Annotated in this window: 23 protein-coding genes and 1 pseudogene; 14 read left to right on the forward strand and 10 right to left on the reverse strand. The window is 58.8% G+C overall.

Features of this window, described 5'->3' with window-relative positions; translation table 11 throughout:
- A pseudogene (locus VB780_RS30780) lies at positions 1-114 on the reverse strand (photosystem II q(b) protein); the annotation flags it as partial.
- Positions 115-1305: 1191 nt separating this feature from the next.
- Here VB780_RS30780 and VB780_RS30785 point away from each other — a divergent pair.
- Complete coding sequence (locus tag VB780_RS30785; RefSeq protein WP_323355014.1) at positions 1306-2727, forward strand: hypothetical protein; 1422 nt, start codon at positions 1306-1308, stop codon at positions 2725-2727.
- 9 nt (positions 2728-2736) lie between these two features.
- Here VB780_RS30785 and larC read toward each other — a convergent pair whose 3' ends face one another.
- Positions 2737-4071: a nickel pincer cofactor biosynthesis protein LarC gene (gene larC / locus VB780_RS30790; RefSeq protein WP_323355015.1), complete on the reverse strand. Its 1335-nt coding sequence runs from the start codon at positions 4069-4071 to the stop codon at positions 2737-2739.
- A 28-nt stretch (positions 4072-4099) separates the two neighbouring features.
- Here larC and VB780_RS30795 point away from each other — a divergent pair, with 28 nt between their 5' ends.
- Together VB780_RS30795 and VB780_RS30800 are read left to right on the forward strand one after the other, a co-directional pair.
- A complete protein-coding gene (locus VB780_RS30795) occupies positions 4100-4750 on the forward strand; it encodes an L-threonylcarbamoyladenylate synthase (protein WP_323355016.1) in 651 nt (216 codons plus the stop codon).
- Between the two features lie 414 nt (positions 4751-5164).
- Positions 5165-6409 (forward strand): hypothetical protein, encoded by a 1245-nt coding sequence (locus VB780_RS30800; protein ID WP_323355017.1) that lies wholly within the window; start codon positions 5165-5167, stop codon positions 6407-6409.
- On the opposite strand, the gene VB780_RS30805 is transcribed toward VB780_RS30800, so the two are convergent.
- The 3 genes from VB780_RS30805 to VB780_RS30815 all read right to left on the reverse strand — a co-directional run bounded on the left by VB780_RS30805 (position 6406) and on the right by VB780_RS30815 (position 9028).
- On the reverse strand, positions 6406-7122 hold the full coding sequence (locus tag VB780_RS30805) for a response regulator transcription factor (protein WP_323355018.1): 717 nt from the start codon (positions 7120-7122) through the stop codon (positions 6406-6408). The genes VB780_RS30800 and VB780_RS30805 overlap by 4 nt on opposite strands.
- A gap of 220 nt (positions 7123-7342) precedes the next feature.
- Positions 7343-8047, reverse strand: a complete 705-nt coding sequence (locus VB780_RS30810; RefSeq protein ID WP_323355019.1) for a rhomboid family intramembrane serine protease — start codon at positions 8045-8047, stop codon at positions 7343-7345.
- 51 nt (positions 8048-8098) lie between these two features.
- Positions 8099-9028, reverse strand: coding sequence for an LD-carboxypeptidase (locus VB780_RS30815; RefSeq protein WP_323355020.1), 930 nt, complete (start codon positions 9026-9028; stop codon positions 8099-8101).
- A 59-nt stretch (positions 9029-9087) separates the two neighbouring features.
- Here VB780_RS30815 and VB780_RS30820 point away from each other — a divergent pair, with 59 nt between their 5' ends.
- Entirely contained in the window at positions 9088-9246 is a 159-nt protein-coding gene (locus tag VB780_RS30820) for a hypothetical protein (RefSeq protein WP_323355021.1), read from the forward strand.
- A 163-nt stretch (positions 9247-9409) separates the two neighbouring features.
- Here VB780_RS30820 and argF read toward each other — a convergent pair whose 3' ends face one another.
- Positions 9410-10333 carry an ornithine carbamoyltransferase gene (gene argF, locus VB780_RS30825; protein ID WP_323355022.1) on the reverse strand — a complete coding sequence of 308 codons (924 nt, stop codon included), beginning with the start codon at positions 10331-10333 and terminating at the stop codon, positions 9410-9412.
- Positions 10334-10580: 247 nt separating this feature from the next.
- On the opposite strand from argF, the gene VB780_RS30830 reads away from it, so the two are divergent.
- The 6 genes from VB780_RS30830 to VB780_RS30855 all read left to right on the forward strand — a co-directional run bounded on the left by VB780_RS30830 (position 10581) and on the right by VB780_RS30855 (position 18348).
- Entirely contained in the window at positions 10581-12992 is a 2412-nt protein-coding gene (locus tag VB780_RS30830) for a CapA family protein (protein ID WP_323355023.1), read from the forward strand.
- 114 nt (positions 12993-13106) lie between these two features.
- The gene (locus tag VB780_RS30835) at positions 13107-13976 is read left to right on the forward strand and encodes an aldose epimerase (RefSeq protein ID WP_323355024.1); all 870 of its coding nucleotides are present in this window, start codon (positions 13107-13109) and stop codon (positions 13974-13976) included.
- Between the two features lie 39 nt (positions 13977-14015).
- On the forward strand, positions 14016-14621 hold the full coding sequence (locus VB780_RS30840; protein ID WP_323355025.1) for a class I SAM-dependent methyltransferase: 606 nt from the start codon (positions 14016-14018) through the stop codon (positions 14619-14621).
- A 155-nt stretch (positions 14622-14776) separates the two neighbouring features.
- Positions 14777-15799: a permease gene (locus VB780_RS30845; RefSeq protein WP_323355026.1), complete on the forward strand. Its 1023-nt coding sequence runs from the start codon at positions 14777-14779 to the stop codon at positions 15797-15799.
- Positions 15800-15898: 99 nt separating this feature from the next.
- Positions 15899-16696 (forward strand): TIGR03943 family putative permease subunit, encoded by a 798-nt coding sequence (locus VB780_RS30850; protein ID WP_323355027.1) that lies wholly within the window; start codon positions 15899-15901, stop codon positions 16694-16696.
- A 2-nt stretch (positions 16697-16698) separates the two neighbouring features.
- Positions 16699-18348 (forward strand): Ig-like domain-containing protein, encoded by a 1650-nt coding sequence (locus VB780_RS30855; protein ID WP_323355028.1) that lies wholly within the window; start codon positions 16699-16701, stop codon positions 18346-18348.
- On the opposite strand, the gene pgeF is transcribed toward VB780_RS30855, so the two are convergent.
- On the reverse strand, positions 18345-19139 hold the full coding sequence (pgeF, locus tag VB780_RS30860; RefSeq protein WP_323355029.1) for a peptidoglycan editing factor PgeF: 795 nt from the start codon (positions 19137-19139) through the stop codon (positions 18345-18347). The two genes, VB780_RS30855 and pgeF, sit on opposite strands and share 4 nt — an antisense overlap.
- A gap of 274 nt (positions 19140-19413) precedes the next feature.
- Between pgeF and VB780_RS30865 the strand changes: the two genes are divergently transcribed.
- The 3 genes from VB780_RS30865 to VB780_RS30875 all read left to right on the forward strand — a co-directional run bounded on the left by VB780_RS30865 (position 19414) and on the right by VB780_RS30875 (position 22131).
- Positions 19414-20184 carry a biotin--[acetyl-CoA-carboxylase] ligase gene (locus tag VB780_RS30865; protein WP_323355030.1) on the forward strand — a complete coding sequence of 257 codons (771 nt, stop codon included), beginning with the start codon at positions 19414-19416 and terminating at the stop codon, positions 20182-20184.
- 324 nt (positions 20185-20508) lie between these two features.
- Positions 20509-21651 (forward strand): M23 family metallopeptidase, encoded by a 1143-nt coding sequence (locus tag VB780_RS30870; RefSeq protein WP_323355031.1) that lies wholly within the window; start codon positions 20509-20511, stop codon positions 21649-21651.
- 18 nt (positions 21652-21669) lie between these two features.
- Positions 21670-22131 carry a thioesterase family protein gene (locus tag VB780_RS30875; RefSeq protein WP_323355032.1) on the forward strand — a complete coding sequence of 154 codons (462 nt, stop codon included), beginning with the start codon at positions 21670-21672 and terminating at the stop codon, positions 22129-22131.
- Between the two features lie 104 nt (positions 22132-22235).
- Here the strand turns inward: VB780_RS30875 and VB780_RS30880 are convergent, their stop codons facing one another.
- The gene (locus VB780_RS30880) at positions 22236-22694 is read right to left on the reverse strand and encodes a pentapeptide repeat-containing protein (RefSeq protein WP_323355033.1); all 459 of its coding nucleotides are present in this window, start codon (positions 22692-22694) and stop codon (positions 22236-22238) included.
- Positions 22695-23207: 513 nt separating this feature from the next.
- Here VB780_RS30880 and VB780_RS30885 point away from each other — a divergent pair.
- The gene (locus VB780_RS30885; protein WP_323355034.1) at positions 23208-24197 is read left to right on the forward strand and encodes a methyltransferase domain-containing protein; all 990 of its coding nucleotides are present in this window, start codon (positions 23208-23210) and stop codon (positions 24195-24197) included.
- Here VB780_RS30885 and VB780_RS30890 read toward each other — a convergent pair.
- Together VB780_RS30890 and VB780_RS30895 are read right to left on the reverse strand one after the other, a co-directional pair.
- Positions 24158-25240 (reverse strand): class I fructose-bisphosphate aldolase, encoded by a 1083-nt coding sequence (locus VB780_RS30890; protein ID WP_323355035.1) that lies wholly within the window; start codon positions 25238-25240, stop codon positions 24158-24160. The two genes, VB780_RS30885 and VB780_RS30890, sit on opposite strands and share 40 nt — an antisense overlap.
- A 74-nt stretch (positions 25241-25314) precedes the next feature.
- Complete coding sequence (locus VB780_RS30895; RefSeq protein ID WP_323355036.1) at positions 25315-25695, reverse strand: hypothetical protein; 381 nt, start codon at positions 25693-25695, stop codon at positions 25315-25317.
- Positions 25696-25830 lie beyond the last annotated feature (135 nt).

Raw genomic sequence — 25830 nt, forward strand, 5'->3', positions numbered from 1 at the left:
GATCATCAACACGCCAAACCAGCCCACATACAGGCGGTTCTCGGTGCTGGTCACCCACTGGCAAAACTGCTCCCACAGGTTGGCGCTTTCGCGCCGCTGTAGAGTCGTAGTCATGATGTATTAGTCCAGGTAAATGTACTAAGTATGTTGCTGAGGTATTACTTCAGCTGTTGTTACATTAGCACACATTCCTAAATAAAAGCGAGCAAAAAATAAGTAGTTATACCTTTAGGTAGAGGGGGAGTTGCAATCCCGTACGGTTGGTGGTGGAATGAGAGTCTGTATCGTCCTGCCTTTGACTGGGGCGATCGCGGGGGCGTGGCGGAATGGTAGACGCTACGGACTTAGAAAACTGAGCCTTAGTGGAGAAATCTGCTAAGTGGAAGCTCTCAAACTCAGGGAAACCTACCTCTAGCTTGAGCAATGGCACTAGCCTGACTCAGCCGCTAGACACGGCAATCCTGAGCCAAGCCGGCATAGACTATGCCGGAAGGTGCAGAGGCCCGACGGGAGCTACCCTAACGTGAAGACGAGGGTAAAGGGAGGGTCCGATTCTCAAAACCTGGTTTGGGGTGGCCCGTTCTAGGCAGCAGCGAAAGCTGCGGGAGAATGAAAATCCGTTGACCTTAAACGGTCGTGAGGGTTCGAGCCCCTCCGCCCCCATACCATCTCCAAGAGCAGAAATCAGGCTTTACTGGGTCAAGATCTGCTCACCCATTAGCCTTGCCCTTGATCCAGCATGTCCCAATGCCTGTAATATTCTTCTAAGTTTCCCTGTAGAGTCTTGCTTCGCCGTTGGCATGCCCAATGGCTATTCAAAGAGGTTGTGGTGTTATCAGCCTACCGAGGGCGTAAGGCCCTGATTCCTATCCAGATCACCGTCTAAATGTCAACCGGATATGTTCTGGTTGTAACTAAGCACAATGGCTGATTCGGTTAAAGACAGTGTTGTGCTGTGTTATTTTACACAGATGTCTGTGGCTGTTACTTAAAGGCCTTGGGCCGCTTGGGCGCTGCGATGATGGCTGTGTTCTCCCATGGAGAGCTAGCTAACGTTGGGAGTTCAACCCTGAGGCATGCATCTACCATCGGGTTCATTGGGTCTAGAGTTTATCGGGTTTGGAGCGTCTAAGCATCTAGCCGGCTGTTGGGCCAGCTAATTTAGTGTTTTGACTGTCAGGGCTAAGAAAGTCCGGGGACAGCACCTGTTTGCGATTACACAAAATATTAGTTTCAGGTGTTAAGCCCTAAGCCACCTCCGGTAATCATCGGGGTCAAATCTACCAACCAATGTCTCGGGAAGCTGTGTCTAGATATCCTTCGATGGAGTCAAACGAGTATGGGGCTCGACCTGGGTTGTCACTGGCTCAGGCACAACAGGTAATCTACGATTTTTTGCTAGAAATCGTCAAAATTTGGCATCCCCAAGATGTTTTAGAAGAATTTCGCCATCTTTTCGTTCACCATACTGACTCAGTTAGCTCCCAGACCCTGCCAGCGCTGCACGTCATCTTATTTGCGAATAACGAGCTAGAGTTTCGCAACACGATTAAGCGCTGCTGTTACATTCTCGTCAACAACTGGGAGGTGGCTCGCCAGTTTGACGCCATTCAGGATCTAGTCGATCTATTTTCTGATCCCCTGATTCAGCGTCGCACCCTATCGCCTACCCTCAAGCGGTTGCGCAACTGGCTGACCCGATTTCTTGAAAGCGATGATTTTGAGGAACTGCGGCTGTTTGCGGCGCGCTACACCGAAGAGCGCACCCTAAACCGCCCCGATGACTGGACTGCTCGCTATACTCCGTATCTGCTGGTGCCCCAGTACATCAATGAAGCTAATCCCATCGAACAGCGTCAGGCGGCCCGCGCCCTCTCTCGCCGGCTGAAGGACAAGTTTAAGTTTGATTTGGCCATGTACACGGCCCACAGCCAGTCGGGCCAAAACCGCGATCGCCCCGTAGAAAACCCCACAGCCCTAGGAGACAGCGCTCTCCGCCTGGTCAAGGCGATCGTGGCCAGGCGGGGTGAGTTTAGCTATAAAAACCTGGCTCGTCTATTTTTAGAGCAGGTCAAAGAGAGCAGCTACGGTGACTTTAAGAAAAGTTTGACGCGCTATTTGCTCTACACCGTCAGCGGCAACCCAATCTCTAAACAGATTCAGGAACAGCTGGATGCACGGCTAGTCAACTTATACACAGAGTCTGACTTTGAACCTTGGGATGCGTCGCTGGTGTTGCGCACCAGTAACCGAATCGTCGATTACTTAATGACTGAGGATCAAGAGCAGCCGTCGCCGTTGTTTTCAATGATTTTGTCCCAGGGCAATGCCCTCACCCTGGCGATCATTTTGCTGAAGCTGGTGCTGATTTCGCGTCAGACCCTTCCCTATATGGAGGCGAGAGTTGCCAGCCTGATTCGCTACTACGAGCAGTTTCCCCGCAGTGAATGTCAGTGGGTAATCAATTTTATAGAAGTGTTTCAAATCACGTTTGCCATCTATGGTGACAACACAGAATATAACCTCGTAAAGGTAATCCAGCGCGACCAGGGGACGACAGCTCTGTTTCTCGCTGAACGCCAGGGGCTAGACGCCTTCAGAATTTTTTCTCAGAAGCTGAATCAGGCTCATTTTGAGGCTTTGGGCAATGCCGATCCCACTGCTGATAAAGAAGATCTGCGGGGAGAGTCGGTGGAGGAGACCTTAGACTCTGAGGAGCAGGCCTAGGGAACCAAATCAGTAAGCGCCTTCGGACTGCTGTTGGTACCACAGGCTGAGGGCGGTCTGGTGTACCGTCTGCCAGGGAATGCTGGCACGGCGGGCTAGGGCAGCACAGTCTTCGTACTCTGGGTGAACATTGAGCACCGCCTGGGTGCGGGGGTGGTAGGCCAACTTCAGCGCAACCGAGCCGTAGGGGGTTTCTAGGGTTTCTATGCGGCGAGGCAGCACCCACCGCTGCTGAGACTGGCGGCGAATGCCGAGGGTGGAAGTTTCAGCAAACAAAATGTCGGTGCAGTGGGGTTCGTCCGCAGGGCGGCAGAGCACGGTAATGAGCAGCCCAGGACGGGATTTTTTCATGGCTACGGGCTGGGTGAAGAGGTCGAGGGCTCCGGCTGCGAGGAGGCGATCGTAGAGGTAACCCACGGCCTGGGGTAGCAAATCGTCAACTTGGGTTTCGAGCAGGGTCACGGTGTCTGACTCGTAGGCGATCGCGGCTGGGGCTGAGGCAGGGGATACTGCTGTTGAATCCGGAGTCGCCGCTGTTTCACCAATCCACAGGCGCAGCACATTGGCGACGGGCAGATCCTTTCCCCCAGCCCCCAGGCCGGTACTGCGGAGGGTCATGGTAGGGGGGTCGCCAAAGGAGTCGGCGAGGGCAGTGGCGATCGCCGCCCCGGTCGGGGTCACCAGTTCCCCATTGAGACCATTGCTGTAAATCGGCACCTGGCGCTGCTCTAGCAGCTTAAGCACGGCGGGGGCGGGCACGGGCAGCCAGCCGTGGGCCGCGCGCACCTTGCCCCGCCCGGTGGGCAGGGGCGAGCAGACCAGATGATCGACGCCCAGGTAGTCGAGGCCCAGACAGGTGCCGACGATATCGACAATGGCATCGGTGGCACCGACCTCGTGGAAATGCACCTGATCTACGGCGATGCCGTGAACGGCAGCCTCGGCCTCGGCCAGGCGACGAAACACGGCTAGGCTCCAGCGCTGGGCGCGATCGGGCAGGGTGGCCTGGGTGATCAGCTGTTCGATCGCAGGCAGATTGCGAGAGGCGGCAGTTGACGCGATCGCCGCCCCAGAACCTTGGTCTTGCTCGGCAGCGGCAGGGGGATGGTGGTGGTTTCCAGTGCGGTGATCTTGGGGAGGCGAGGTCAGCGTGACCTCAGCGTGGAGCGCCCGCAGCCCCTGGCGATGGGTCGGTGTCACCGTCAGGGTAAATTCGTCGTTCAGGCCCAGGGTCGCTAGCTGAGCTTGCAGATAGTCAAGGGGTACCCCGGCATCGACCAGGGCGGCCAGGCACATGTCGCCGGCAATGCCCGAGGGGCAATCGAGGTAAGCTAGGATTTTCAACAGCGCAACCGCAGCGGAGACCGGGACAATGGCAACAACGTATAAGCTACATCCTGACAACCCGCAGAGCCGCAAAGTGGAGGCCGTGGTTTCAGCGCTGCGGCAGGGGGCGATCGCCCTTTATCCCACCGATACAGTTTACGCCATTGGCTGTGACCTCAACCATCGCGGGGCAGTGCAGCGGGTGCGCCAGCTCAAGCAGTTGGCCAACGACAAGCCCTTGACATTTCTCTGTGCCTCGCTGTCCAATATTGCCGACTATGCGATCGTCAGCGATGGAGCCTACCGCCTGATTAAGCGATTAATTCCGGGGCCGTTTACCTTTTTGCTGCCCGCCACTCGCCAGGTACCCCGCCTGGTGATGAACCCCAAGCGGCGCACCACGGGCATTCGGGTACCCGATCACGCCCTTTGCTTGGCCCTGGTAGAAACCTTGCAAAACCCGATTATTTCGACCTCAGCCCTGACGCTGCTGCCGGAGGCGACCAAAGGACGCTCCATGGACAAAATGACGATGTTTGACACCCTCGAAAAACTGGTGGACATCGTGATCGATGACGATCGCCCCCTGGGCTACGAAGTCTCGACCATTCTGGATATGGAGGGGGAGAATCCCCTGATGATTCGCAAGGGTCTAGGGTGGGAGACCGCTCTCGACTGGGGTGCTCAGCCGGTGTAGCTGCCGCTGACTAGGCCATCGCCAACGGGGGGCAACTGGGCAACTGGCACCCCCCTCGGCAAATCCTGGGCGCACCGCTTCGATCGCGATCGCTTGCGCCAATTCGGCTGGCGATCGACAGCCTTGCATAGCTGCGGAAAATGCTGAAACCAATGCAGAACAAGTCTTTTCAGGATCGATAGCTCAGGGCAGGCCGGGTATTCTTCTAGGATCATCAGCTTGGCAAACCCACTGCGAATGACCTGCGGCGAGGGCGGGTAGCTTTGCGTGCTGGCACATGCTCTAGGAAATCCCAGCGGCTGAAGCGGGGGTACACAACAACCCACCGGCAATTCACCAATCTGGTTTACCAATCTACTGAGTGTCCCGGCTGGCTATTCCCGATTTCAGTGTCGTTGTTAGGATTGGGTAACTATGAAGACCGCATCTACCTGCTTAGCCATGCCCCCATCGCCCCCTGGGACTACCCCACCGCCCCCAGAACCTTCTCCCCAGCCCGAGGCTGCCGGAACGGTTTCGACCATTGCCGCCCTGGTAGACGAGTTATTTATGGCCCACCTCCAGCGGCGGTTGGGGGGCATTGACGGGGTGATGCAGCGGCTGACAGCCGAGATTGAGCGCATCTGCGCCATGAGCGATCGCATCCAGGCCTCCGGCGATATCAACCACTGGCAGACCGCCCTGGTGCGCCATCGGGTGAGCAAATGCCTGGCCTACTACGACATGGGCTCGAACCGGGGTCGGGTCGAGCTGCACAGCAGCCTCAGCGCTATTGTCTACCGCCATGTGGCTCCCCAGGGCAGCCATTTGGGGTTTAAGGGACGCTACGCCCTGCTCGAAGACTTCATGCAGATTTTCTACATTGAGGTGCTCAACGCCTTTCGGCGCGAGCACGAGCTACCGGCCACCTACACCCCTCGCACCCGGCTGGAGCTGGCCGAGTACATGGCCTTTAGCGAGCAGTACGCCAAACGGCGCATTAACCTGCGGGGCGGTAGCCAGCAGCTAATTGTGCTGCGCGCCCAGGCCTTTAGCCGCCGCCAGCCTGCCGAAACCTCGGTGGATATGGCGCTAGTCAGCGAGGGGGCCAAAACCGAGGCCGCCGAAGGCCACGCCCGCAGCTCGGTAGTGCAGCAGGTGCGCGAAAAAATGATGGCCGAGGTCGATGACCCCGGCGATGGGGTGATGCGCGATCGCGTCATTAACGCCCTGATGCAGTACCTCAAAACCCAAAACCAGACCGACTGCGTCGACTACCTGGTGCTCAAGCTCAAAGACTGTTCCGCCGCCGAAATCGACGACATTTTGGGCCTCTCAGCTCGGGAGCGCGACTACCTCCAGCAGCGGTTCAAGTACCACGTTGAAAAGTTTTCCCAGCAGCACGAGTGGCAGCTGGTACACCAGTGGCTCGGGGCCAACCTGGAGGCTCGGCTGGGCATGACGCCGACGGAGTGGGGTGAGTTTTTAACCACCCTGCCCGAAGACTACCACCGGTTCCTCGACCTCAAGCGGCAGCAGATCGGTGACGCCGCCCTGACCGACGAGGCGATCGCCCAAACCCTGGGCTGGACGCCCAAAAAAGTGCAGCGCAACTGGACCAAGGTGCTGAAGCTGGCCTGGACTTTTCGCAATCAGGTGCGGGGGGCGGCGGCGGGCTAGCCTGCGATCGCCTCGTCGCCGGTACCCGGCGGCTCAAATTTGTAGCCCACGCCCCGCACCGTTTGAATTAGGGCCGGTTGGGTCGTGTCTTTCTCAATCTTCTTGCGAATCTGGCCGACGTGGACATCTACAACGCGTTGGTCGCCGACATAGTCGTAGTCCCACACCTTTTGAATCAGTTCTGCCCGCCGCCAGACGCGACCGGGGTGGCTGGCCAAGAAGTGCAGCAGATCAAACTCCAGGGCCGTCAGGGGTACCATTTCATCGTTAAGCATCACCTCCCGGCGCACCGGGTCAATGGCCAGGCTGTTGAAGGTTAGGCACTGCTGTTCTGCGGCGGTGACCGGGCGCTGGCGCTTGAGAATCGCTCCCACCCGCACCTCTAGCTCGCCGAGGCTAAAGGGCTTGGTCAAATAATCGTCGGCCCCCTCGTGAAACCCACGAATTTTGTCCGACTCGTCGGTGCGGCTCGTGAGCATGAGGACAAACACCCCGGTGCGCGACTGCATCTCTTTACAGAGGTCGTAGCCATTGGTGTCAGGCAGGTTGAGGTCGAGGATGACTAGGTCGGGGGTAAACTGCTCGAACACCGCCAGGGCCTTTTTGCCGTCCTCTGCCGACTCCATTTCATAGTCCTGCTTAGCCAGGAACCGATGAATCAGGTTGCGAATTGCGGGGTCGTCGTCAACAACGAGGATCTTGGCTTCCGCCATAGTCGTACCTTTCTGTAAGTTGGCTAATCAGGATGATAGTCAGGAACCCTCGAAGGGCAAGCTCACCAGCCATGGTGCCCAACGCCCTTTTAGTGCTTTTCAAGCCTTTTACGGGGCATCAGTAATAAACCGACAAATAATTTCATAGCTTACTCGAGAACTTTATGAAGTTACCACTCCACCGCCGCGGCTGGGGCCACCGAATCTAGTGGATCTACGGTTACCGACGAAGCGATCGCGGCTTGTCGGCCATCAACCCCAGCAGCGGCCCTAGGATCAGGCCAAACACAAACCCCCCCGAGTGAGCCCAGTAGGCCACCCCGCCAGCGCCCATGTCAACGTCGCTGCTGAGGCTGGCTATGCTAAATAGCGCCTGCTGCACAAACCAAAATCCTAAGAAAAAAACCGCCGGAATGCGAACGGTGGTGAAAAAGATGATTAGCGGAATCAAGGTGACAATCCGGGCCCGAGGAAACCTCAGGATGTAGGCCCCCATCACCCCGGCGATCGCCCCGCTAGCCCCAATGGTCGGCACCGCCGAGTAGGGGTCAAAAACCCACTGGGCTAGCCCGGCTAGTGCCCCACAGCCCAGGTAAAAGATTAAAAACTTGATGTGTCCCAGCCGGTCTTCAATGTTGTTGCCAAACACCCACAGGTAGAGCAGGTTGCCCCCCACGTGGAAAAAGCCGCCGTGGAGGAATTGAGACGAGATCAGGGTAATCCATTCATAAACCGGAGCCTGGATCGCCCCCTGAAAACTCTCGGTCAGCTGGGCCGGCACCAGCGCCCAGGCCTCGAAAAAGTTATCCAGACCCTCCCGCGACAGGCTGAGCTGAAACACAAACACGGCAATGTTGAGCCCAATCAGCCCGTAGGTCACCACAGGGGTAATGGTGATCGGGTTGTCGTCACGGAGGGGAACCACGGCTGTACCTAAAGCGTGACTTCATTCTAAAGACGCCCAGACCGTATAAACCTAAGCGGTTGGCAGAATTTCGAGACTGCCCGCGCCGCCATCAAGGCGGGCCATGGCCCCCACAGGCAGGGCAGCATTGTCGCCGTCGTGGCCAAAGGGCAAATTAGCCACGACGGGAATGCCCAGATCGCCGAGGCGATCGCGCAGCACCTCCGCCACCGTAAAACTGGCCACGCCATCGGGTGGCTCGCAGCGGCTAAACCGACCCAGAGCAATACCGCCGATCTGGGAAAACTTGCCCGCCATGCGCCAGTGGGTCAGCATGCGATCGATGCGGTAAGGAGCCTCAGTGACATCCTCAAAGGCCAAAATTGCGCCCGTGAGATTCGGCTCGTGGGCAGTGCCCAGCAAATGGGTGGCCACCGTTAGGTTAGCGGGCCACAGGCGTCCCTCTGCCATCCCGTGGCTCCAGCCTTCACCGTGCAGGGGCGGTAACCCATGGCCCATCACTAGATTTTTCAGCCGCTGCTGCGACCAATCGGGTTCCAACCCTAGGGTGGTCAACAGCGGCCCATGCACCCCGCCTATCCCCTGCTTTCCCAGGCTCCACAGCAGGCTGGTGATGTCAGAAAAGCCAATTAGCCACTTGGGCGGCATTGCCCCTGGCCAGTGCCAGCCCTCCAGCAGCCGAGTGCCCCCGTAGCCGCCGCGAGCGCAGAGCATACCGCTGTAGGTGGGGTCTGCCAGGGCATGACCCAGCTGGTGACGGCGGTTGGCGTCTGAGCCCGCCAGATACCCCCACTGCTCCCTAACGCCAGGGCTAACATCCACCTCAAAGCCCCAGCTGCGCCAGACTTCTACCCCCTGGTTAAAGCGCTCTAACTCTCGCAGAGCCCCGCTGGGGGCGATTACCCGCAGGCGATCGCCCGGCTTTAGCGGCGGCGGATAGCGCCATACCTTCGCCCCATCGGCGGCAATATCGTGACTCACCCCTGTGACTCCGTAGCTAACTCGCTATAATGCTTAACAAAGCGTTACAAAAGAGATCTATGGCTAATTTCCCCAACCCATCTGAAACCCGTGAATGGGGCTTCACCCCCGCCGCCGAAAGCCTCAACGGACGGTTGGCCATGCTGGGCTTTGCCTTTGCCATTGCGATCGAAGCCCTCAGCGGCCAGGGCGTGCTGCATTTCTTAAATCTAATCTAGGCAAAATTCAAGGGAGAGATGAGGACGATTAAGAATATGAGGAGGATAGAGACGGTAGCAGCAGCATCTAAACCTTCCTCGTCCCCCCATGCCATCATTTCCTCATCTCTCCACCTTGCCGCTCCAAACTACTCTTTATGCAATTCCAAATGCAATTCCAAAACTACCCGAGGACGCTTGCCAACAGCGCCTTCTGGGCATGCATTCGGTTCTCAGCCTGATCCCAGACCCGAGAGGCCAAGCCTTCCATGACCTCGTGGGTAATTTCTTCTCCCCGGTGGGCTGGGAGGCAGTGCAGCACGATCGCCTCCGGGCTGGCTTTTTCTAGCAGCGCATCGTTCACCTGGTAGGGCTGAAATATCGGCATCCGCTGGCCCGCCTCAGACTCTTGACCCATGCTGGCCCAGACATCGGTATAGAGCACCTGGGCATTTTTGACGGCGACCTCGGGGTCAGTGGTGACGAGCACCTGGCCGTTACCCTGCATCAGCTGATTGGCCTGGGCCACAATAGCCGGGTCTGGGGCATAACCTTCCGGCCCGGCGATATGCACATTCATTCCCACCATGGCGCAGCCCAGCAGCAGAGAATGGGCAACGTTGTTGCCGTCCCCCAGGTAGGTCAGGGTCAACCCTTGTAGGGAGCCAAACTCTTCTTGAATGGTCAGCAGATCGGCCAAGATCTGGCAGGGATGCTCCAGATCGGTCAGGGCGTTGATCACAGGGATCGAAGCGTAGTCGGCAAATTCTTGAATTTCAGCCTGGTCAAAGGTGCGAATGGCCACCACATCTAGGTAGCGATCGAGGACTCGCGCCGTATCGCTAGTGGGCTCACCTCGGCTTACCTGAGTCACCCCAGAATGGAGATCGAGCACTTGCCCACCCAACTGATACATGGCCACCGAAAAGCTGACGCGGGTACGAGTTGACGCTTTGCGAAACAGTAGACCCAGAACCTTCTGGGGAAACTGAGGCTGGTGTTTACCCGCCTTAAGTTCGGTGGCAAAGGCCAAAAGTTCTAGCAGCTCATCGACACTCAGGTCACTCAGGCTTAGCAGGTCGCGCCCGCTTAGAGGTGGTGTGGACATGGGCAAGCATCTGTAAAAATAAGACACTAGCAGATTATGGGGAGGCCGCTTCCGGGTCTGTATCGCCGGGGGCAAAAGATCGCCACGGGGAGCCTGCGATCGCCTGCTAAGGCTATCTGAGTACAGATGTGTCACCCCCTCAAGTCTGCACTATGATTGGGGCATCGCATTTGCCGTGGTAGTTTCGCCCCGTCGTTGAGGCCGATCTACCGCCTTTCATGTGCCGTCTTGTTACCCCTGCACGTTTATGATTAGCGCGGTTATTCCTCCCCAGCCTCAGGTATTGCCCCAGGGGCCGCTGCTTCAGCCGCCCTCCGTGAAAGAACGGGCAGCGGCAGGGTACTTCCGCGACATTGCCCTGTGGCTCAACCAGCCCCTCACCCCCCACGGGATTTTTGTGCAGGTGCAGGCCGATCGCCCCGGCTGCCTCCAGTTAGTAGTGGAATTTCGGCAGCCGCCGATTAAAGACCGGCTGCTGCGGTTTCTGTGTCACCGCGTCTGGCTGCTCAACTCAGAGCTGATTGAAGGCATTTCGGTTGTGGCGCGCCCCTTGGGTCATCGCCGAGTGCTCTGGCAGCAGCGCGTCAAGATTGTCACCCCAGCACTAAAGCGCCGCCAGAGCAAGCTCAAAGCCCAGGCCCAGCGCCAGGCCGCCTCGGCGATGCCACCCAAAATTCGATCGCCACGCCCGGCCAGAACCCTGTCGCGCCAGCGCTTACAGACCCTACGCACCTTTGTGCTGTCGGGGTCGGCGGTGGCGGCCTTTGTGATGGGCTGTCTGCTCGAAGTGATTATTTCGGCGCCGTCGCCGTCATTGCCCCAGTTTTCGGCCCAGGTTGAGGTGCTACCAGCGGCGGGTTCAGATCTGGAAGCTCCTCCGGTGGCACCCTCTGCTCTCAGAGATGACGGCACGGCCATGCCTGTCTCGGCCACTGGGACGACAACGGCAGGTTCTTCCAGTGGCAACCGCCCTACGGTAGTCGATACGGCCCTTGAGCCAGTGGGCGTGATTGCCCACCAAGCCGTCGAGCCAGCCGCTTCCGATGACGTCACCCTCTTGTTTGGCGGCGATATTTCCCTAGAGGATATTGCTCCGGAAAGCCTGACGGCTCCCGGGGGGTTCTTCGCTGATGTTGCCGAGTACGACCAGGCCGATTTAGCGCTGGTGAACCTGGCCACCCCGCTAGCCACGGCGGCCACCAACCTTCAGGAGGGGCTGCGGCATCAGACCCGCACCGATGCGGTCAATCTATTGGTCAACAGCGGCGTAGATATTGTCAACCTCACCCACAGCAGCCTGATGGACTATGGGGCCGAGGGCCTCAACGAAACCCTCACCACCCTAGACAGCAAAGGCCTCTATCGCATTGGGGCCGGGCGCAACGCCCTCGAAGCCCGCCGCCCAGAGGTGCTCGACGTTAAGGGTAAACGCATTGCCTACCTGAGCTATGCCATGGGAGGCAACAATGCGGCCCACGATACCGACGTGCTCAGAGAGCGGGCTGGGGCCAGCGACAAGGCGATCGCTAAAGAAGTCGAGACCTTTAAAACAGCCACAGCCTTTAAAGACAGGGCCGGATTTAACGCCCAAAACATGCCCGAAATTGTCGCTGACATTCAGGCTCTGCGCGACGAAGTCGATTGGATTGTGGTGAACTTTCGCTGGGTTGACCATCTCAGCGAACAGCCCAACTTTATGCAGACCAACCTGGCCCGCCTAGCCATCGACCAGGGGGCAGACGTGGTGGTGGGCTACCATCCCACCGTGATTCAGGGGGGTGAAATCTACAAGGGTCGGCCCATTGCCTACTCTCTGGGCGACTTTGTGTTTCGCCCCGACGAGCCCGTTGAAAATCAGGATTCAGCAGTGCTCAAGGTTTCGCTGAAGGACGACCAGATGCGGGTTGAACTGGTGCCGGTGCGGGTGCAAGACTCCCATCCTAAAACCCTGGCTGGCAATGACAGTCAGCACGTTCTCCAGCGCATTGAGCAAGCGTCTTCGCAGTTTGACAAACCGCTCAAGTCGCCCGTTGTACTTGACCTCAAAGTCCAAGAAGCACCGCCAGAAACGGTCAGCGACCCCAGCAGCCCCTTTGTATCGCCCGATGCGGAGGACGTTCTGCCAGTGGAGCTGGAAGCCGAACCGACATCAGAGCCCAAGGATAGACTGGAGGACGGAACTGACTCCAAGGACATTCTGGAAGATTCGGCAGCGCCTACTCAGGACTCAAATACCCCTGAGGCGCTTGACGACAGTAGTGAGCCTGCCAACGTAGATCAGCCGTCGGCAGCCCCAGAGACAGATCAGTCCTCTCCCAATGTGCCAGAACCCCTGGAGATGGAGGTCGAGTTTGATGGCGACCTAGAAGAATGGGGGCCTAAGGTCTCACCAGAGCAGCAGGAGTTTAAGCCTGTGCCGCCCGAACGCAGCGGCGGCACCTCGCAAAGCGCTCGGGAGCCGGTGCAGAACGCATCTCCCGCCGGAAATCGCCCCAGTGAAGTTCCTGTGCCGCTGCCTGCCCCAATCCAGATGAAGGCCGAGCCCGTAGCGGCAGTACCGCTGGGCACTCCCCAGCCCGCCGCTTTAGCGGATCTCGCTGAGTCCGAGGCCTGGGCCGACACCATACCTGAGACCCCAATCCCTACCGAAGGTGAATAACGCACCGTTAGGGCTTCATAACTTCAATAAAAAGCCCTATAAACAGCTGTGGCTAGAGCACCTGACGGCAGACAGCTATGGTAACGTCTAGGCATTGTGCCGTTGAGGTGTCCTGTGTTTGCCGTCGCCCAAAAAGCAGACCCCCACTCCACCTACGTGCTGTCGGATACGGACACCGACACCCGGCTTGAACTGGTGCCCGATCGCGGCGGCATTGCCACCCGCTGGCAGGTAGAGGGGCAGGATATTTTTTACTTTGATGGCGATCGCTTCGCCAACTCCGAGCTATCGGTGCGGGGCGGTATTCCGATTCTGTTTCCCATCTGCGGCAACCTGCCCAACAACCAATACGAGCTGGACGGCCAGACCTACAGCCTGAAGCAGCACGGCTTTGCCCGCGACTTGCCCTGGCAGGTCACCCAGCAGGATGTGACAGAATCGGCCAGCCTCACCCTGGAACTGACGAGCAGCGAAGCTACCCTGGCGCAGTATCCTTTCGCGTTCAAGCTGGCCTTTACCTTTAAGCTGCGGGGCCATATTTTAGAATTGCAGCAGCGGTTTACCAACCTTTCGGCTCAGCCCATGCCCTTTTCTACCGGGCTGCACCCTTATTTTTTGGTGGAAGATAAATCGCAGCTGACCTTTGAAATTCCCTCCACGGAGTTCCGCAACCACCTGACGGGCGGGGTTGAGACCTTTGGGGGCAGGTTTGACTTTGGCCAGGCCGAGATTGACCTAGCCTTTCAAAACCTGACGGCTCCGGCGGCGACGGTCACCGACCACCATCTAGGGCGGCGGCTCACCCTGTCTTGGAGTAGCGACTACACCAAGCTGGTGTTTTGGACGGTGCAGGGCAAAGACTACTACTGTTTAGAGCCCTGGACAGCCCCCCGCAATGCCCTCAACTCGGGGGAAAATTTGCTAGTGATTGAGCCGCAGCAGACTCTAGAAACCAACGTCCGTATGGCGGTCGCCTTTCTTTAAAGGTCGATCGCAGGAAGTCCCATTAGGCTTTGAGCTCCTTTGAGTTACGCAGAAATGTGGGATCACAACACCCATTATCATCGCTATCTGTTGAGCCAAATCCCAAACAGGGTCAATCGCTCACTGGATATAGGATGTGGGTTAGGTCTCTTTGCCAGAAAACTGGCGGAGCGCTCCAACTCAGTAGATGCTCTTGATGTTGATGAAGCTGTTTTGGCAGAAGCATCAGGTCTTAGTTTTGATGCCAATATTGCCTATATAAATGGCGACTTTTTGGCAACTGACTTGCCCGAGACTGCTTACGATGTGACTGTAGCGATCGCATCCTTACACCATATGAATATGGCGGCAGCTTTGCAGAAAATTAGGCTGCTGCTACGTCCTTCCGGAAAACTGCTAATTCTTGGGCTTTATCGAGAGAAAACCCCAATCGACTATGCCTATAGCGCAATTTCTATTCCACTCAACTTTGTGTATGGGCAATGGCATCGAGCATCAACAGCGAGGTCGATCAAAGTTGCGCCGACCCGTCCTGCCCAGTTGTCACTAAAACAGATTAAAAAAGTTGCGGACGCTATTATTCCAGGCTACCGTCTCCGCAGGCATCTGTTCTGGCGTTATTCACTGATTTGGCAAAAACCCTAATTCACTGCTTCCCGCCGCAGAGCAGTTTGACTGGGGATCGCTTCTGTCTCCAGCGATCCCCGTTACAGGCAGGAGGCAACAAGATCCGCTAAAATGTGCTTCTGCCTGGGGGTCAACCACCCGCCGGGATACTTTTCCTGCCTATGGCTGGTTCTATGACCCAACTCAACAATGGCATTACGCTATTTTTTAGCTTGCTGGTGGAGGCCATGCCTTTCCTGCTGCTGGGGGTAATCTTTTCTAGCGTACTGCTGCTGTTTGTCGATGAGCAAAAGCTGCTGACGCTGATTCCTAAAAACGTGGTGCTGGCGGCGCTGGCGGGCAGCCTGATTGGTTTTTTGTTTCCGGTGTGTGAGTGCGGCAATATTCCGGTGGCCCGGCGGCTGTTGACTAAGGGCGCACCGACGGCGGTGGCGATCGGCTTTTTGCTGGCGGCTCCGACGGTAAACCCGGTGGTGTTTTGGGCTACCTGGATTGCCTTTCGCGACCAGCCCGAGATTGTGTTTCTGCGGGTGGGGTTCACCCTGATCGTGGCGGTCACGATCGCCCTAATCTTTAGCGCCCAGGCCGATGTGCGGCCCTTTTTGCAGGATAGTCTCACCCGCATGATGGGAGAGCCTGAGCCGGTGGCGGTAGCTGCAGCGGAAGAGGAAATTTCACCGCTGCTCAAGTCTGGCACCTTTTTAATGCAGTCGCCGGGGCAGGTGCTGCAGCTCGATGCGCCGCCCGCCCAGGTGTTGGCCCAGGTGGCCGTCGCCGCGCCGCCCATGGCCACCCGACTGCGGATGATGGTGGACAACATGGTGCTGGAGCTGCGGGAACTGGGGGCAGTGCTGGTGATCGGCAGTGCGATCGCCGCCTTTGTCCAGGTCGCTGTCCCCCGCGAGGTAATCCTCGGTCTGGGCCAGGGGCCGGTGACGTCGATTGTGGCGATGATGGCCCTGGCCTGGGTGGTGTCGATCTGCTCGACGGTGGATTCATTCTTTGCGCTGTCGTTTGCCTCTACCTTCACCAGCGGGGCGCTGCTGGCCTTTTTGGTATTTGGTCCGATGATTGACCTGAAAAACATCAGCCTGCTGCTGACGGTGTTTAAGGGGCGAGCCATTCTCTATTTATTTGTGCTGGCGGCGCAGCTAGTTTTTCTGCTAACCCTGGTGATGAATCTCTACACCGGTTAAGACCACCCCGAGCAGCCCGTCACTGGGTACGGCTGCGGCAAAAATTGTGGTCGATGACTCGTTTGTTATGCTGCGAAAACCTATTCTCCTCTGGCGATTATGACCTCAACGCCCAGTTCTAACGGTTCTCGCGCCCCCCGAGGGCGATCGCTGCCCTGGCAGGCCCTGGTGGATGCGGCCATGCTGCTGCTCTGGGGGCTGATGCTGCTGCGCTTTACGGTGACGGGCAAGCTCTACCTGCTGCTGCACCCCGACTACATGTGGCTGGCCCACCTGGCCATGGTGCTGCTGCTGGCCATGGGGGTGAGCCGCCTGGTGCAGGTGGGGCTGAGCTACCGCCAGGGAACCCGCCAGACCATTCGCAGTCAGGAGCATATGGCCCTGCTACCCCGGCAGTTTAGCGTGGGCCTATTGATTGCGATCGCGGTGTTTGGGCTGGTCTACACGCCGCGCCCCTTCGCCAGCGAGACCGCCTTTCAGCGCGGCATTACCGATGTGCTGGGTCAGACGCGATCGCGGCCCCAGCGGTTTTCCCTCGGTGGCGAGTCGGAGGAGCGCACCATTGTTGACTGGGTACGCACCCTCAACGTTTACCCTGAGCCCGACGCCTACGCGGGCCTGCCTGCCAAAGTGAGCGGGTTTGTCACCCACATTCCCGGCTGGCCCGACGAGTTTGTGATGATTTCGCGGTTTGTGCTCACCTGCTGCGCCGCCGACGCCTACCCCGTAGGCCTGCCGGTGGAGCTGCCCCCCGGCACCGCCCGTCCGGCCCCGGACACCTGGCTTGAGATTGAGGGCACAGTACAGACCAGCACCCTCGACGGCAAACGCCAGCTCGCCATTGGCGACCCCACCCTGACCGAAATTCCCGAACCCCGCACCCCCTACGAATATTAACCATGGCCCGTCGCCGCTCTCGCCGCTCTCGCTCTCAACCCCTCGATCGCCTGGCTATGACCGTCATTGCCGGTCTGTCCCTGGCGCTGGGGCTGCTGATTCTCTCGGGCGATCACGCCACGGCGCGGGTGCGCGATTTTACCTGGCAAGACCGCCAGGTGGGAGCCGAAGACCAGGCCTTTTTGCTCACCTTTAGCCGCCCCATGGATGTGGCCAGCGTGGAGCAAAACCTCACCCTCGACCCGCCCCTGCCGGGCAAGGTGAGCTGGGCCGGGCGGCGCATGGCCTACACCCTGACCGAGCCGCTGCCCTACGGGGAATCGTTTAGCGTGAGCTTGAAGGGGGCGCGCGATCGCTACGCCTCCCTTACCGCTGGCGCTAGCCGGTTTGAGCCCTTCCAGAGCCAGTTTGAAACCCGCCCTCGTGCCTTTTTATATATCGGAGCTGAGGACGACGAAGCCAACCGCCTAGTGCTGGCCGACCTAAGCCGTCAAGAGCGCACCATTCTGACTCCTAAAAACCTCTCGGTGATGGCCTTTGAGCCTTATCCCCTGGGCGACAAGGTGCTGTTTTCGGCCAGCGACAGTAGCCAGGCGAGTAACCTGCTCAACCAGCAGATTTATACCGTCACCACGGGCCTCACCCCCCGCCCACCCATCGACTTTGCCGCCCAGCGCCCGCCCCTGTGGCAGCAGCTCTGGCCCCAGAAAAAAGCCGCGACTTCGGGGGAAACCACCCTGGTGCTCGACAGTAGCACCTACCAAAACCTCAAGTTTGACCTCTCTGCCGATGGGCAAACCATCGTGGTGCAGCGGGTCAACCAGCAAAACCCCGCCGACTTTGGCCCCTGGATAGTGCGCCAGGGTTCAGATCCTCAGCCGATCGAAACCGAGCCCGGCGGCGACTTTTTAATTGCCCCCGACAGCCAGTCGCTGCTGCTGCTTCAGGGTCAGGGCACCGCCATTATTGATCTGGGTGCAGAGAAGGCTCGCGGGCCCAGTCAGCCCCTCGACTTTTTGCCCAACTACGGGCGAGTGCTCGATCTGGCCGCCGATGGCTCTGCCGCCGCCATGGTCAACTTCAACCAAGACGACCCCGAAAAGCGCTTTACCGAATCGCTGTTTTTAGTCACTAACCAGGGCCGAGAAGAGGAGCTGTTGCAGGTGAGCGGGGCCATTGTTGACGCCCAGTTTGACCCCACCCGCCAGTTTCTCTACGTGCTGGCCAGCGAGCTGGTCGAAGCTCCCGTGGAAGCCGACACCCTTCAATCTGAAGATGCCTACGTTGAGCAGCCGCTGCTGCTAGTGGTTACCCTAGCCGATGGGGAGACCCGCCCTCTGCTCCGCCTGCCCCAGCAGCAGCGCATGCACATGAGCGTGGCCCCCGACGGGCGATCGCTGCTGCTCGACTTGGCCCGGCAAACTACCCCCGAGGGCGAAACCGGCGCACCTGTGATCTGGCATTTACCGCTAGTCTCTCTCGCCGCCGCTGCATCTGCCGCAGGTGCCGACACTACCGCAGGCGCAGCCGAAACTGAGGACAGGACTGAGGTCGGGGATGCCGCTACTAAAGATGGCGCTGGAAGCATGCCCACCGTCACCGATCCTGAGGAGTTTCCTTTTAGCGGCCTCCAGGCTACTTGGCTACCCTAATGGGTGGCTGCTCCCTGGCTGACAATGCCCGACCACTGCACCTGCTTTTCCCCCGTGCGGCGGTAAGAGAAAAAGCGATCGCCCTCCTGAAAGGTGCAGTGGGGGGCGATTGCCACCTGCTCCGGCCTCAGCCCCAACTGCTCTAGCTGCCACCGATTGGCCAGCCGCACATCCAACCGCACCTTGCCGGGGGCGTCATCTCCTAGCACGGGGGAATTTTCGCGCTGTTGCAGGTCTGCTAACACCGCTTCGTCGTTATCAGGAGAGCCAAGGGACTGAGGAATAATCGTCCTCCCCACCGCTGCGGCCACATCCACAGAAACCTGGTAGACCTCCCCCGCGATCGCCGGGCCAATCGCCACCACCAAATCCTCCAATCGGCTGCCTTGGGCCTGGAGCTTGCTCACCGCCACCGGCACAATCACCTGGGCCGTGCCCCGCCAGCCCGCGTGGATAGCCGCGACCTGACCGGTAGCGCGATCGCCAATTAACACTGGGCTACAGTCCGCCGAGCAGACCCAGAGGGCTTGACCGGGGCGATCGCTCACCAGACCATCGGCCTCAGCCATCTCCGCTGAATCGGGAACGGGTAGGTCAGCAGGGGCTAGCACCTGGTTGCCGTGAACCTGCTTCACCCGCTGCACCGCTGCCGTCGCGTCGAGAGCCGCCGTCAGGGTCTCCGGGGTCTGGGGCCAAAACTGGCGAGTAAAAAAGCCGTGATACCAATCTTGCAGCAGATCACAGGTGAGCAAGTCTTGCCCTTGCCGGGTCTGCCAATGCCAATTTGCCATATCGCCCCCTGCAGTGGTTGTAATACCTGTACGCTGCAATATCATCGCCGCCCCCACCGTCAATGTAGAGCAGGCGTTAAGTTGCAGCGCCGTTTTATCAAGTTCTATTTTGCTGTTTCCCCAACCGTCTCCGCAGGTTTTCTAAGGTGGTAGCGTGATCAGGTATTAGTCAGAGACCTATTTTAATTTCTACATAAAATTCTAGGACGATTAGCGGGTGAACCTAGACCGACTTCGCCATGCCCTACTCCAACCACCCAAAAACTTGGGAATAATGCCCGACTATCAGGCATTGCGCCCCCGTTTTTATCTCCACTGGGCCGAGCAGATTGACTCCACCAACCGAGCGCTGGCAGCCATGATGGCCGCTGGCGCTCCGGCAGGCACAGTGCTAGTGGCAGCGACCCAGCAGGCCGGGCGGGGGCAGTGGGGGCGGCAGTGGCAGTCTCCCCCCGGAGGGCTGTACCTGTCGCTGGGGCTCAAGCCGGATCTGCCCGCTGCCCGTAGCCCATACCTCACCCTGGCCAGCGCCTGGGGTGTGGCTACCAGTCTGGCCAATCTAGGCCTGCCAGTGCAGGTCAAGTGGCCCAACGATTTAGTCGCCGGGGGCAAAAAGCTGGGCGGTGTACTGGCTGAAACCCACCTGGAGAGCGGTCGGGTACAAACCGTGGTGATTGGTCTGGGGCTGAATGGATTTAACCCCGTTCCCGCCACCGGCACCTCGATTCAAGCGCTAATTCAACCGGAACTGGCTGCCGGCCCGTTGAATACCTTGGAGGGCCTGGCTGCGATCGCCCTCTACGGCCTCATGCAGGGCTATCTCCACTGGCAAAACCAGGGCGATGACGCCTTTTTAATCGACTACCAGACTCGCCTGGCCAATCTAGGCCAGGGTCTCACGGTAGAAGGCCAGGCAGCGGAGGTGATTGGCGTCGCCCCATCGGGGAACCTGCGGGTGCGGCTAAAGCCAGTACATAACGATACGCCAGCGGTCAAGACGCTGGAGATTGAACCAGGTAAAGTAACTTTGGGCTACAATGCGTAGCGGCTGATTATTATGGTGAACAGAAATAACGCAGAGCCTATTCAAGCGTATAAACTCCCCGGAGTTTTTCCTTCAGTAGCCTGGATACAGATAGCAATGCTCGTTGGGGGCATGGGTCTAGCCCACAGCGGCTTAGCCGTTGCCGGAACTACCGATACCCCTGACTCGTCTGACCAAGAAGGGCCAGTTGAAACCTCAGCTGACTATCTCATGCCAGCGAATGGCAGCGCCCATAGGGCTAGCTCTCCAGCGACGCTAAGTTTACCTTCACCCTCTGTAGCACAGCCTGAGTTTACGCCTCAGCGCCCGTCTACCTCAGCCGTTGTGACATCCCCCCCTCCAGCGAGTTCGCCGATGTTCTCTCCGGTTCCTCCGCCGCCCCCAGCGGCTATCACCGTTACCATTCCGGCCACCCCCACGGCCCCCACCATGGCCGAGAGCTTGCTGAAACCCGCGATCGCCTCGATGCCGGGCGCAGCAGCTGAAGCAGAGGTTCCCGCCGCGGCCACTACGTCAGAGCCGGTTCCGGCAGAGGCCCCTGCCACCGTAGTGCCCGACGCCATTGCCGCCGATGAATCGGTGCCTGCGGGCTACAACAGCGTTTTTATTGACCCCACCGACTACAGCCTAGGGGCCACCCAGGCTCCAGCCGCTCGACCCGGCGGCTCTCCCAACGTAGTGTTTGCCGAACGCTCTAGCGGCTGCCAAATTACCGTTGCCTCAGGGCAAAGCACCCCCAGTGCAGCCTGTGCCTCCAATGCCTCAGCCTCCCAGGGCGCTGGGACGGTCAGTACTGGCCAGGGCGAAATCCGGGTTGGCCCCATTGCCGTAGGTTCTCAAGGGGTACGACTGGGCAGCACCACCATCGTCAGCCGCGAAGCCCTCAACGAAAAGCTGCGTCCCCTCAACGTGCTGCGGCGCGGCAATGAAGAATACGTGTTTCCGCTGTCGGTGCCCGCGTCAATTTCATCGCTGTTTGGCTGGCGTATGCACCCCGTTGCCCAGAGCTGGCGCTTTCACTCCGGTACCGACCTGGCGGCCCCGATGGGCACTCCAGTGCTGGCAACCAGAGCTGGGCGTGTCTCGGTGTCAGACTTTTTGGGCGGCTATGGCCTGACGGTGATCATGCGCCACGACGACGACAAGCTTGAGTCTCGCTACGCCCACCTCTCTCAACTCGCCGTAGAAGCTGGGGAATGGGTGGAGCAGGGCGAAGTGATTGGCTTAGTGGGCAGTACCGGCACCTCCACCGGCCCTCACCTGCACTTTGAGCTGCGTCAGCTAACTGGCGAAGGCTGGGTCGCAGTAGACCCGGTTGAGGTACTGGAGTACGGCGTGGCCAACCTGCTGCAGATCATCGACAACCCGATGCTGGCCCTGGGCCAAGGCGCCGCGAAGGCCGCAGAAACCGAAGGCGGTTTGCCGACCGACTATCCCTTCCGCCCGGCCCAGCCCAATGCCAGCTAGACCGGCTTTGTCGGTTTGGTGGTGGTTGAAGAGGTGGGGATAGCCGCTATGGGCTATGTCTTTGAGCATCAGGTGCGGTTTCACGAAACCGACGGGGCCGGGGTGGTCTATTTCGCCAATGAATTGATGATGTGCCACGCCGCCTACGAAGCCTCCCTAGAGGCGGCAGGGCTGGATTTGGGAGCATTTTTTCGGGCTGAAGCGCTGGCTTACCCCATTGTCCACACCAGCATGGACTATCGGCGTCCGCTGCGGTGCGGCGATCGCATCACCATTCACCTGGCCCCCACCCGCTTAGACGACAGCAGCTTTGAAATTCAATATCAGCTAACGCTTGAGGCTACGGCAGTGGCCCAGGCCGTTACCCGCCACGTCTGCATTGAGGTGGCGAGTCGCCGCCGCAGTCCACTGCCCACCGAGATGGAGCAGTGGTTAGTTCAATGGAGCGATCGCTCCCCTCAGCTTAGAGAGGGCCAGTGATGGAAGGGAGTTGGCAGGAGTGGCTGTTTGTAGGCGGGTACGTGGGGTTTTTGGTGGCGATCGCCGTCCTCGTTCTCACCACTCGCTCCGAGCCGCCGTAGCCCCTAACGGCAGCCGAGGGAATCTCGCGTGGCTACCCCGGTTTTAGAATTCACCCCCGCCGCTGTCTTGCAGAGCTGTCGAACCAGGGCTCCATCTAAAATTGCCCCCGAAAAATCTGCCCCGGCGATCTCGGTTTCCTCAAAGGTAGCCCGCAGCAAAATGGTGTCTACCAGAACCGCATCGCCCAGGTCGCTGCGGGTGAAGCTGACCGAGTCAAGCATGCCTGTGGTGAAATCTGCCCCGTGAAAGTTGGCGTTGGTAGCTACCGAACCGCTAAAAACGGCTCCCCGCACATCGGCCTCGCTAAAATCGGCCAGCTCCAGGTTAGCGTTCGAAAATTCTGCCGCCCGCAGCTGCTGCCCAGAAAAGTCTCTGCCCTTGAGTTCAGCGTTGCTAAAGGACAGCGGCGGTGGGTAATTGGGGTTGGCCACCGCCGTCCCGCTCCATAGGTTAACGACCAAGACCAAACTAAAAACCGCCAAAGCAGAATGCTTAAGCAAGCTAAAGAACCACCCCACCGCATACCTCTAGACTGAACTGCTTTTGTTTTACCATGCTCACCGCGACTGCTGTTGCCCTGGCGCTATGCCTCCGGTGATGCCTATGGATTCGGCGATCGCCAGCCAAGCATCATCACAAAATCTTGCGGGAACCCCCAGGTTCCCGCAAGATTACCCGGATTTTGTAAGCAATTCTTAAAGTCCGCCGTGTTGTTTCCGTAAATTTGCGGTGGTGCTTGCTCCATACATCGTCCGGTTCGATAGTCTTATTACAAGCGCTAAAAGGGCGGCTTAAATTTAGCTTAATCGTCAAATAGGCGTCTCCTGATGGGGTTTCCCCCGGCTTCGGTCGGGGGTTTTTATTGAGGGCAAACCGGCTTGGCTCAGACACCTGAGTTGATCGAGGGCCGCAAGCTTGTCACAATGAGGTAACAATCGACGATACAAACCGCAACGCAGCAGATTTTCCTCTAAATGAACGCAATCGGCATTCTTGGCATTCTTCTCGGGCTACTGGCTGTAGGGGCACTGTTTTACCTCCTCACCCCCCGCCGCTACGAGTCTTCCAACACCGTAGCCAATTCCTACGACCAGTGGACCGAAGACGGCATTCTGGAGTTTTACTGGGGTGAGCACATTCACCTAGGCCACTATGGCTCACCGCCGCGCCGCAAAGACTTTCTCACCGCCAAGGCCGACTTTGTCCATGAGATGGTGCGCTGGGGCGGTCTAGACCGCCTGCCTGCGGGCACCACGGTTCTCGATGTGGGCTGCGGCATTGGCGGCAGCAGTCGCATCCTCGCTCGCGACTACGGCTTTGCGGTTACGGGGGTCACCATCAGCCCCAACCAGGTACAGCGCGCCCAGCAACTCACCCCCCCCGGAGTCTCCGCTCAGTTCCAGGTGGATGACGCCATGGCGCTATCGTTCCCCGACGGTAGCTTTGACGTGGTGTGGTCGGTGGAGGCTGGCCCCCACATGCCTGACAAGGCCGTGTTTGCCCGCGAACTGCTGCGGGTGCTAAAGCCCGGCGGGGTGCTGGTGGTGGCCGACTGGAACCAGCGAGATGACCGCAACATTCCCCTCAACGCCTGGGAGAAGCCGGTTATGCGCCAGCTGCTCGATCAGTGGTCGCACCCAGCCTTTGCCAGTATCGAAGGCTTTGCTGAGCAGCTCGAAGCCACTGGGCTAGTAGCGGGCCAGGTGACTACCGCCGACTGGTCAAAGGAAACCCTGCCCTCCTGGCTTGATTCCATTTGGCAGGGGGTGATCCGACCCCAGGGCATGGTGCGCTTTGGGCCAGCGGGGATTGTCAAGTCGGTGCGGGAGGTGCCCACACTGCTGCTGATGAGGCTGGCCTTTGGCGCGGGGCTGTGCCGGTTTGGCATGTTTCGCGCCGTGCGGGCCAGCCAGCCCAGTCAGCCTCAGGCGATGGTGACTGCGTCAGACAGGTACACGTCCTGAATCAGGTGAAACAGCTTCACCCCTTCTTTGAAGTCGCGCTGGAAGGTCTTGCGGCCTGAAATTAGCCCCATGCCCCCGGCCCGCTTGTTGATCACGGCGGTGCGCACGGCCTCGGCAAAGTCGTTTTCACCGGAGCCGCCGCCGGAGTTGATCAACCCCATGCGCCCGGCGTAGCAGTTGAGCACCTGGTAGCGGGTGAGGTCGATGGGGTGGTCGGTGGTGAGGTCGCTGTAGACCAGCTTGTGGGTTTTGCCGTAGGTGCTGCCCATGGCTTTGGCGACGGCCCCATAGCCGTTGTTGACCTCCGGCAGCTTTTGCTTGATGATGTCGGCTTCGATGGTGACGCCCAGATGATTGGCCTGGCCTGTGAGGTCGGCGGCCAGGTGATAATCTCGGTCTTGCTTGAAGGAGCTGCTGCGCAGGTAGCACCAGAGAATGGTGGCCATACCCAGCTCGTGAGCTCGCTGAAAGGCGGCGCTGACCTCTTGAATCTGGCGGGTCGATTCGTCAGAACCAAAGTAGATGGTGGCCCCGACGGCAACGGCGCCCAGGTTCCAGGCCTGCTCAACATCGGCAAACATCACCTGGTCAAAGCGGTTGGGGGCGGTGAGCAGCTCGTTGTGGTTGAGCTTGAGGATGAAGGGAATTTTGTGGGCGTAGCGGCGCGACATGCTGCCCAGAACGCCAAGAGTGGTGGCGACGGCATTGCAGCCCCCAGCGATCGCCAGTTCGACAATATTCTGCGGGTCAAAGTACATAGGGTTGGGCGCAAAGGAGGCCCCAGCCGAGTGCTCGATGCCCTGATCTACCGGCAATATCGAGAGATAGCCGGTGTTGGCCAGGCGACCCGTGCTGTAGAGCTGTTGCAGGCTGCGGAGGACTTGGGGGTTGCGATCGCTCTGGGCAAATATTCTATCTACCCAGTCTGGCCCCGGTAGGTGCAGCATCGACTTTGACACTTTAGCCTCATAGTCGAGCAGGGTTTCGGCGTCGGGGCCGAGCCAGTCGGCGATCGCAGTGGGGGAAGACAGAGCAGTTACCATAGCGTCGAATTGATTTACAGCATGAGTGGGCACGGGCTGTCTAAACGTTAGCCTAAGGTCTCAAAAACGTGAACCTACCCAGGTGCGCTGGTTTTTAAGACTTGCTTAACCTCCAGTTCTAAAATTGACTCCCCCGTGGTGAGCGTCAGTCGCCTAAACTTCCCCCGTAGCCGAACGGATTGGTCAACTAGCCCGTACAGGTCGTTGATAGCGATCGCTTCAGACGTGAGGTAAACCGGCCCTTCAACCTGCGGTTCTACCAGCACAATCCGATTGTTCATCCGGCTGTCGGGGTAGCTGGCGCTGTCTGCCAAAACCAGGCCGACCAGATCGACGTAGATGGGGCTGGCCAACCCTCGAACCAGACCCAGACAAACTAAAGCGCTCAGGGTTGCGCCAAACACTGCACCAACTATTGCGTCTGAGGGCATGGCCCTAAACCGCGATCGGGTCATAGATTGCTCCTTAGGAACGTGGATTAAATAACCTGAACTTCTGGGACGGCGGTGTAGTTCCATTGAGGCAAGAGGTCATCAAAGACAATTGTCATCGTGGCTTTGAAGTCTTCAGCTACTTTTCGCCCCGTTTGG

Source organism: Leptolyngbya sp. CCNP1308 (genome assembly GCF_034932455.1).
In the GTDB taxonomy this organism is placed as follows: Bacteria; Cyanobacteriota; Cyanobacteriia; order Phormidesmidales; family Phormidesmidaceae; genus Nodosilinea.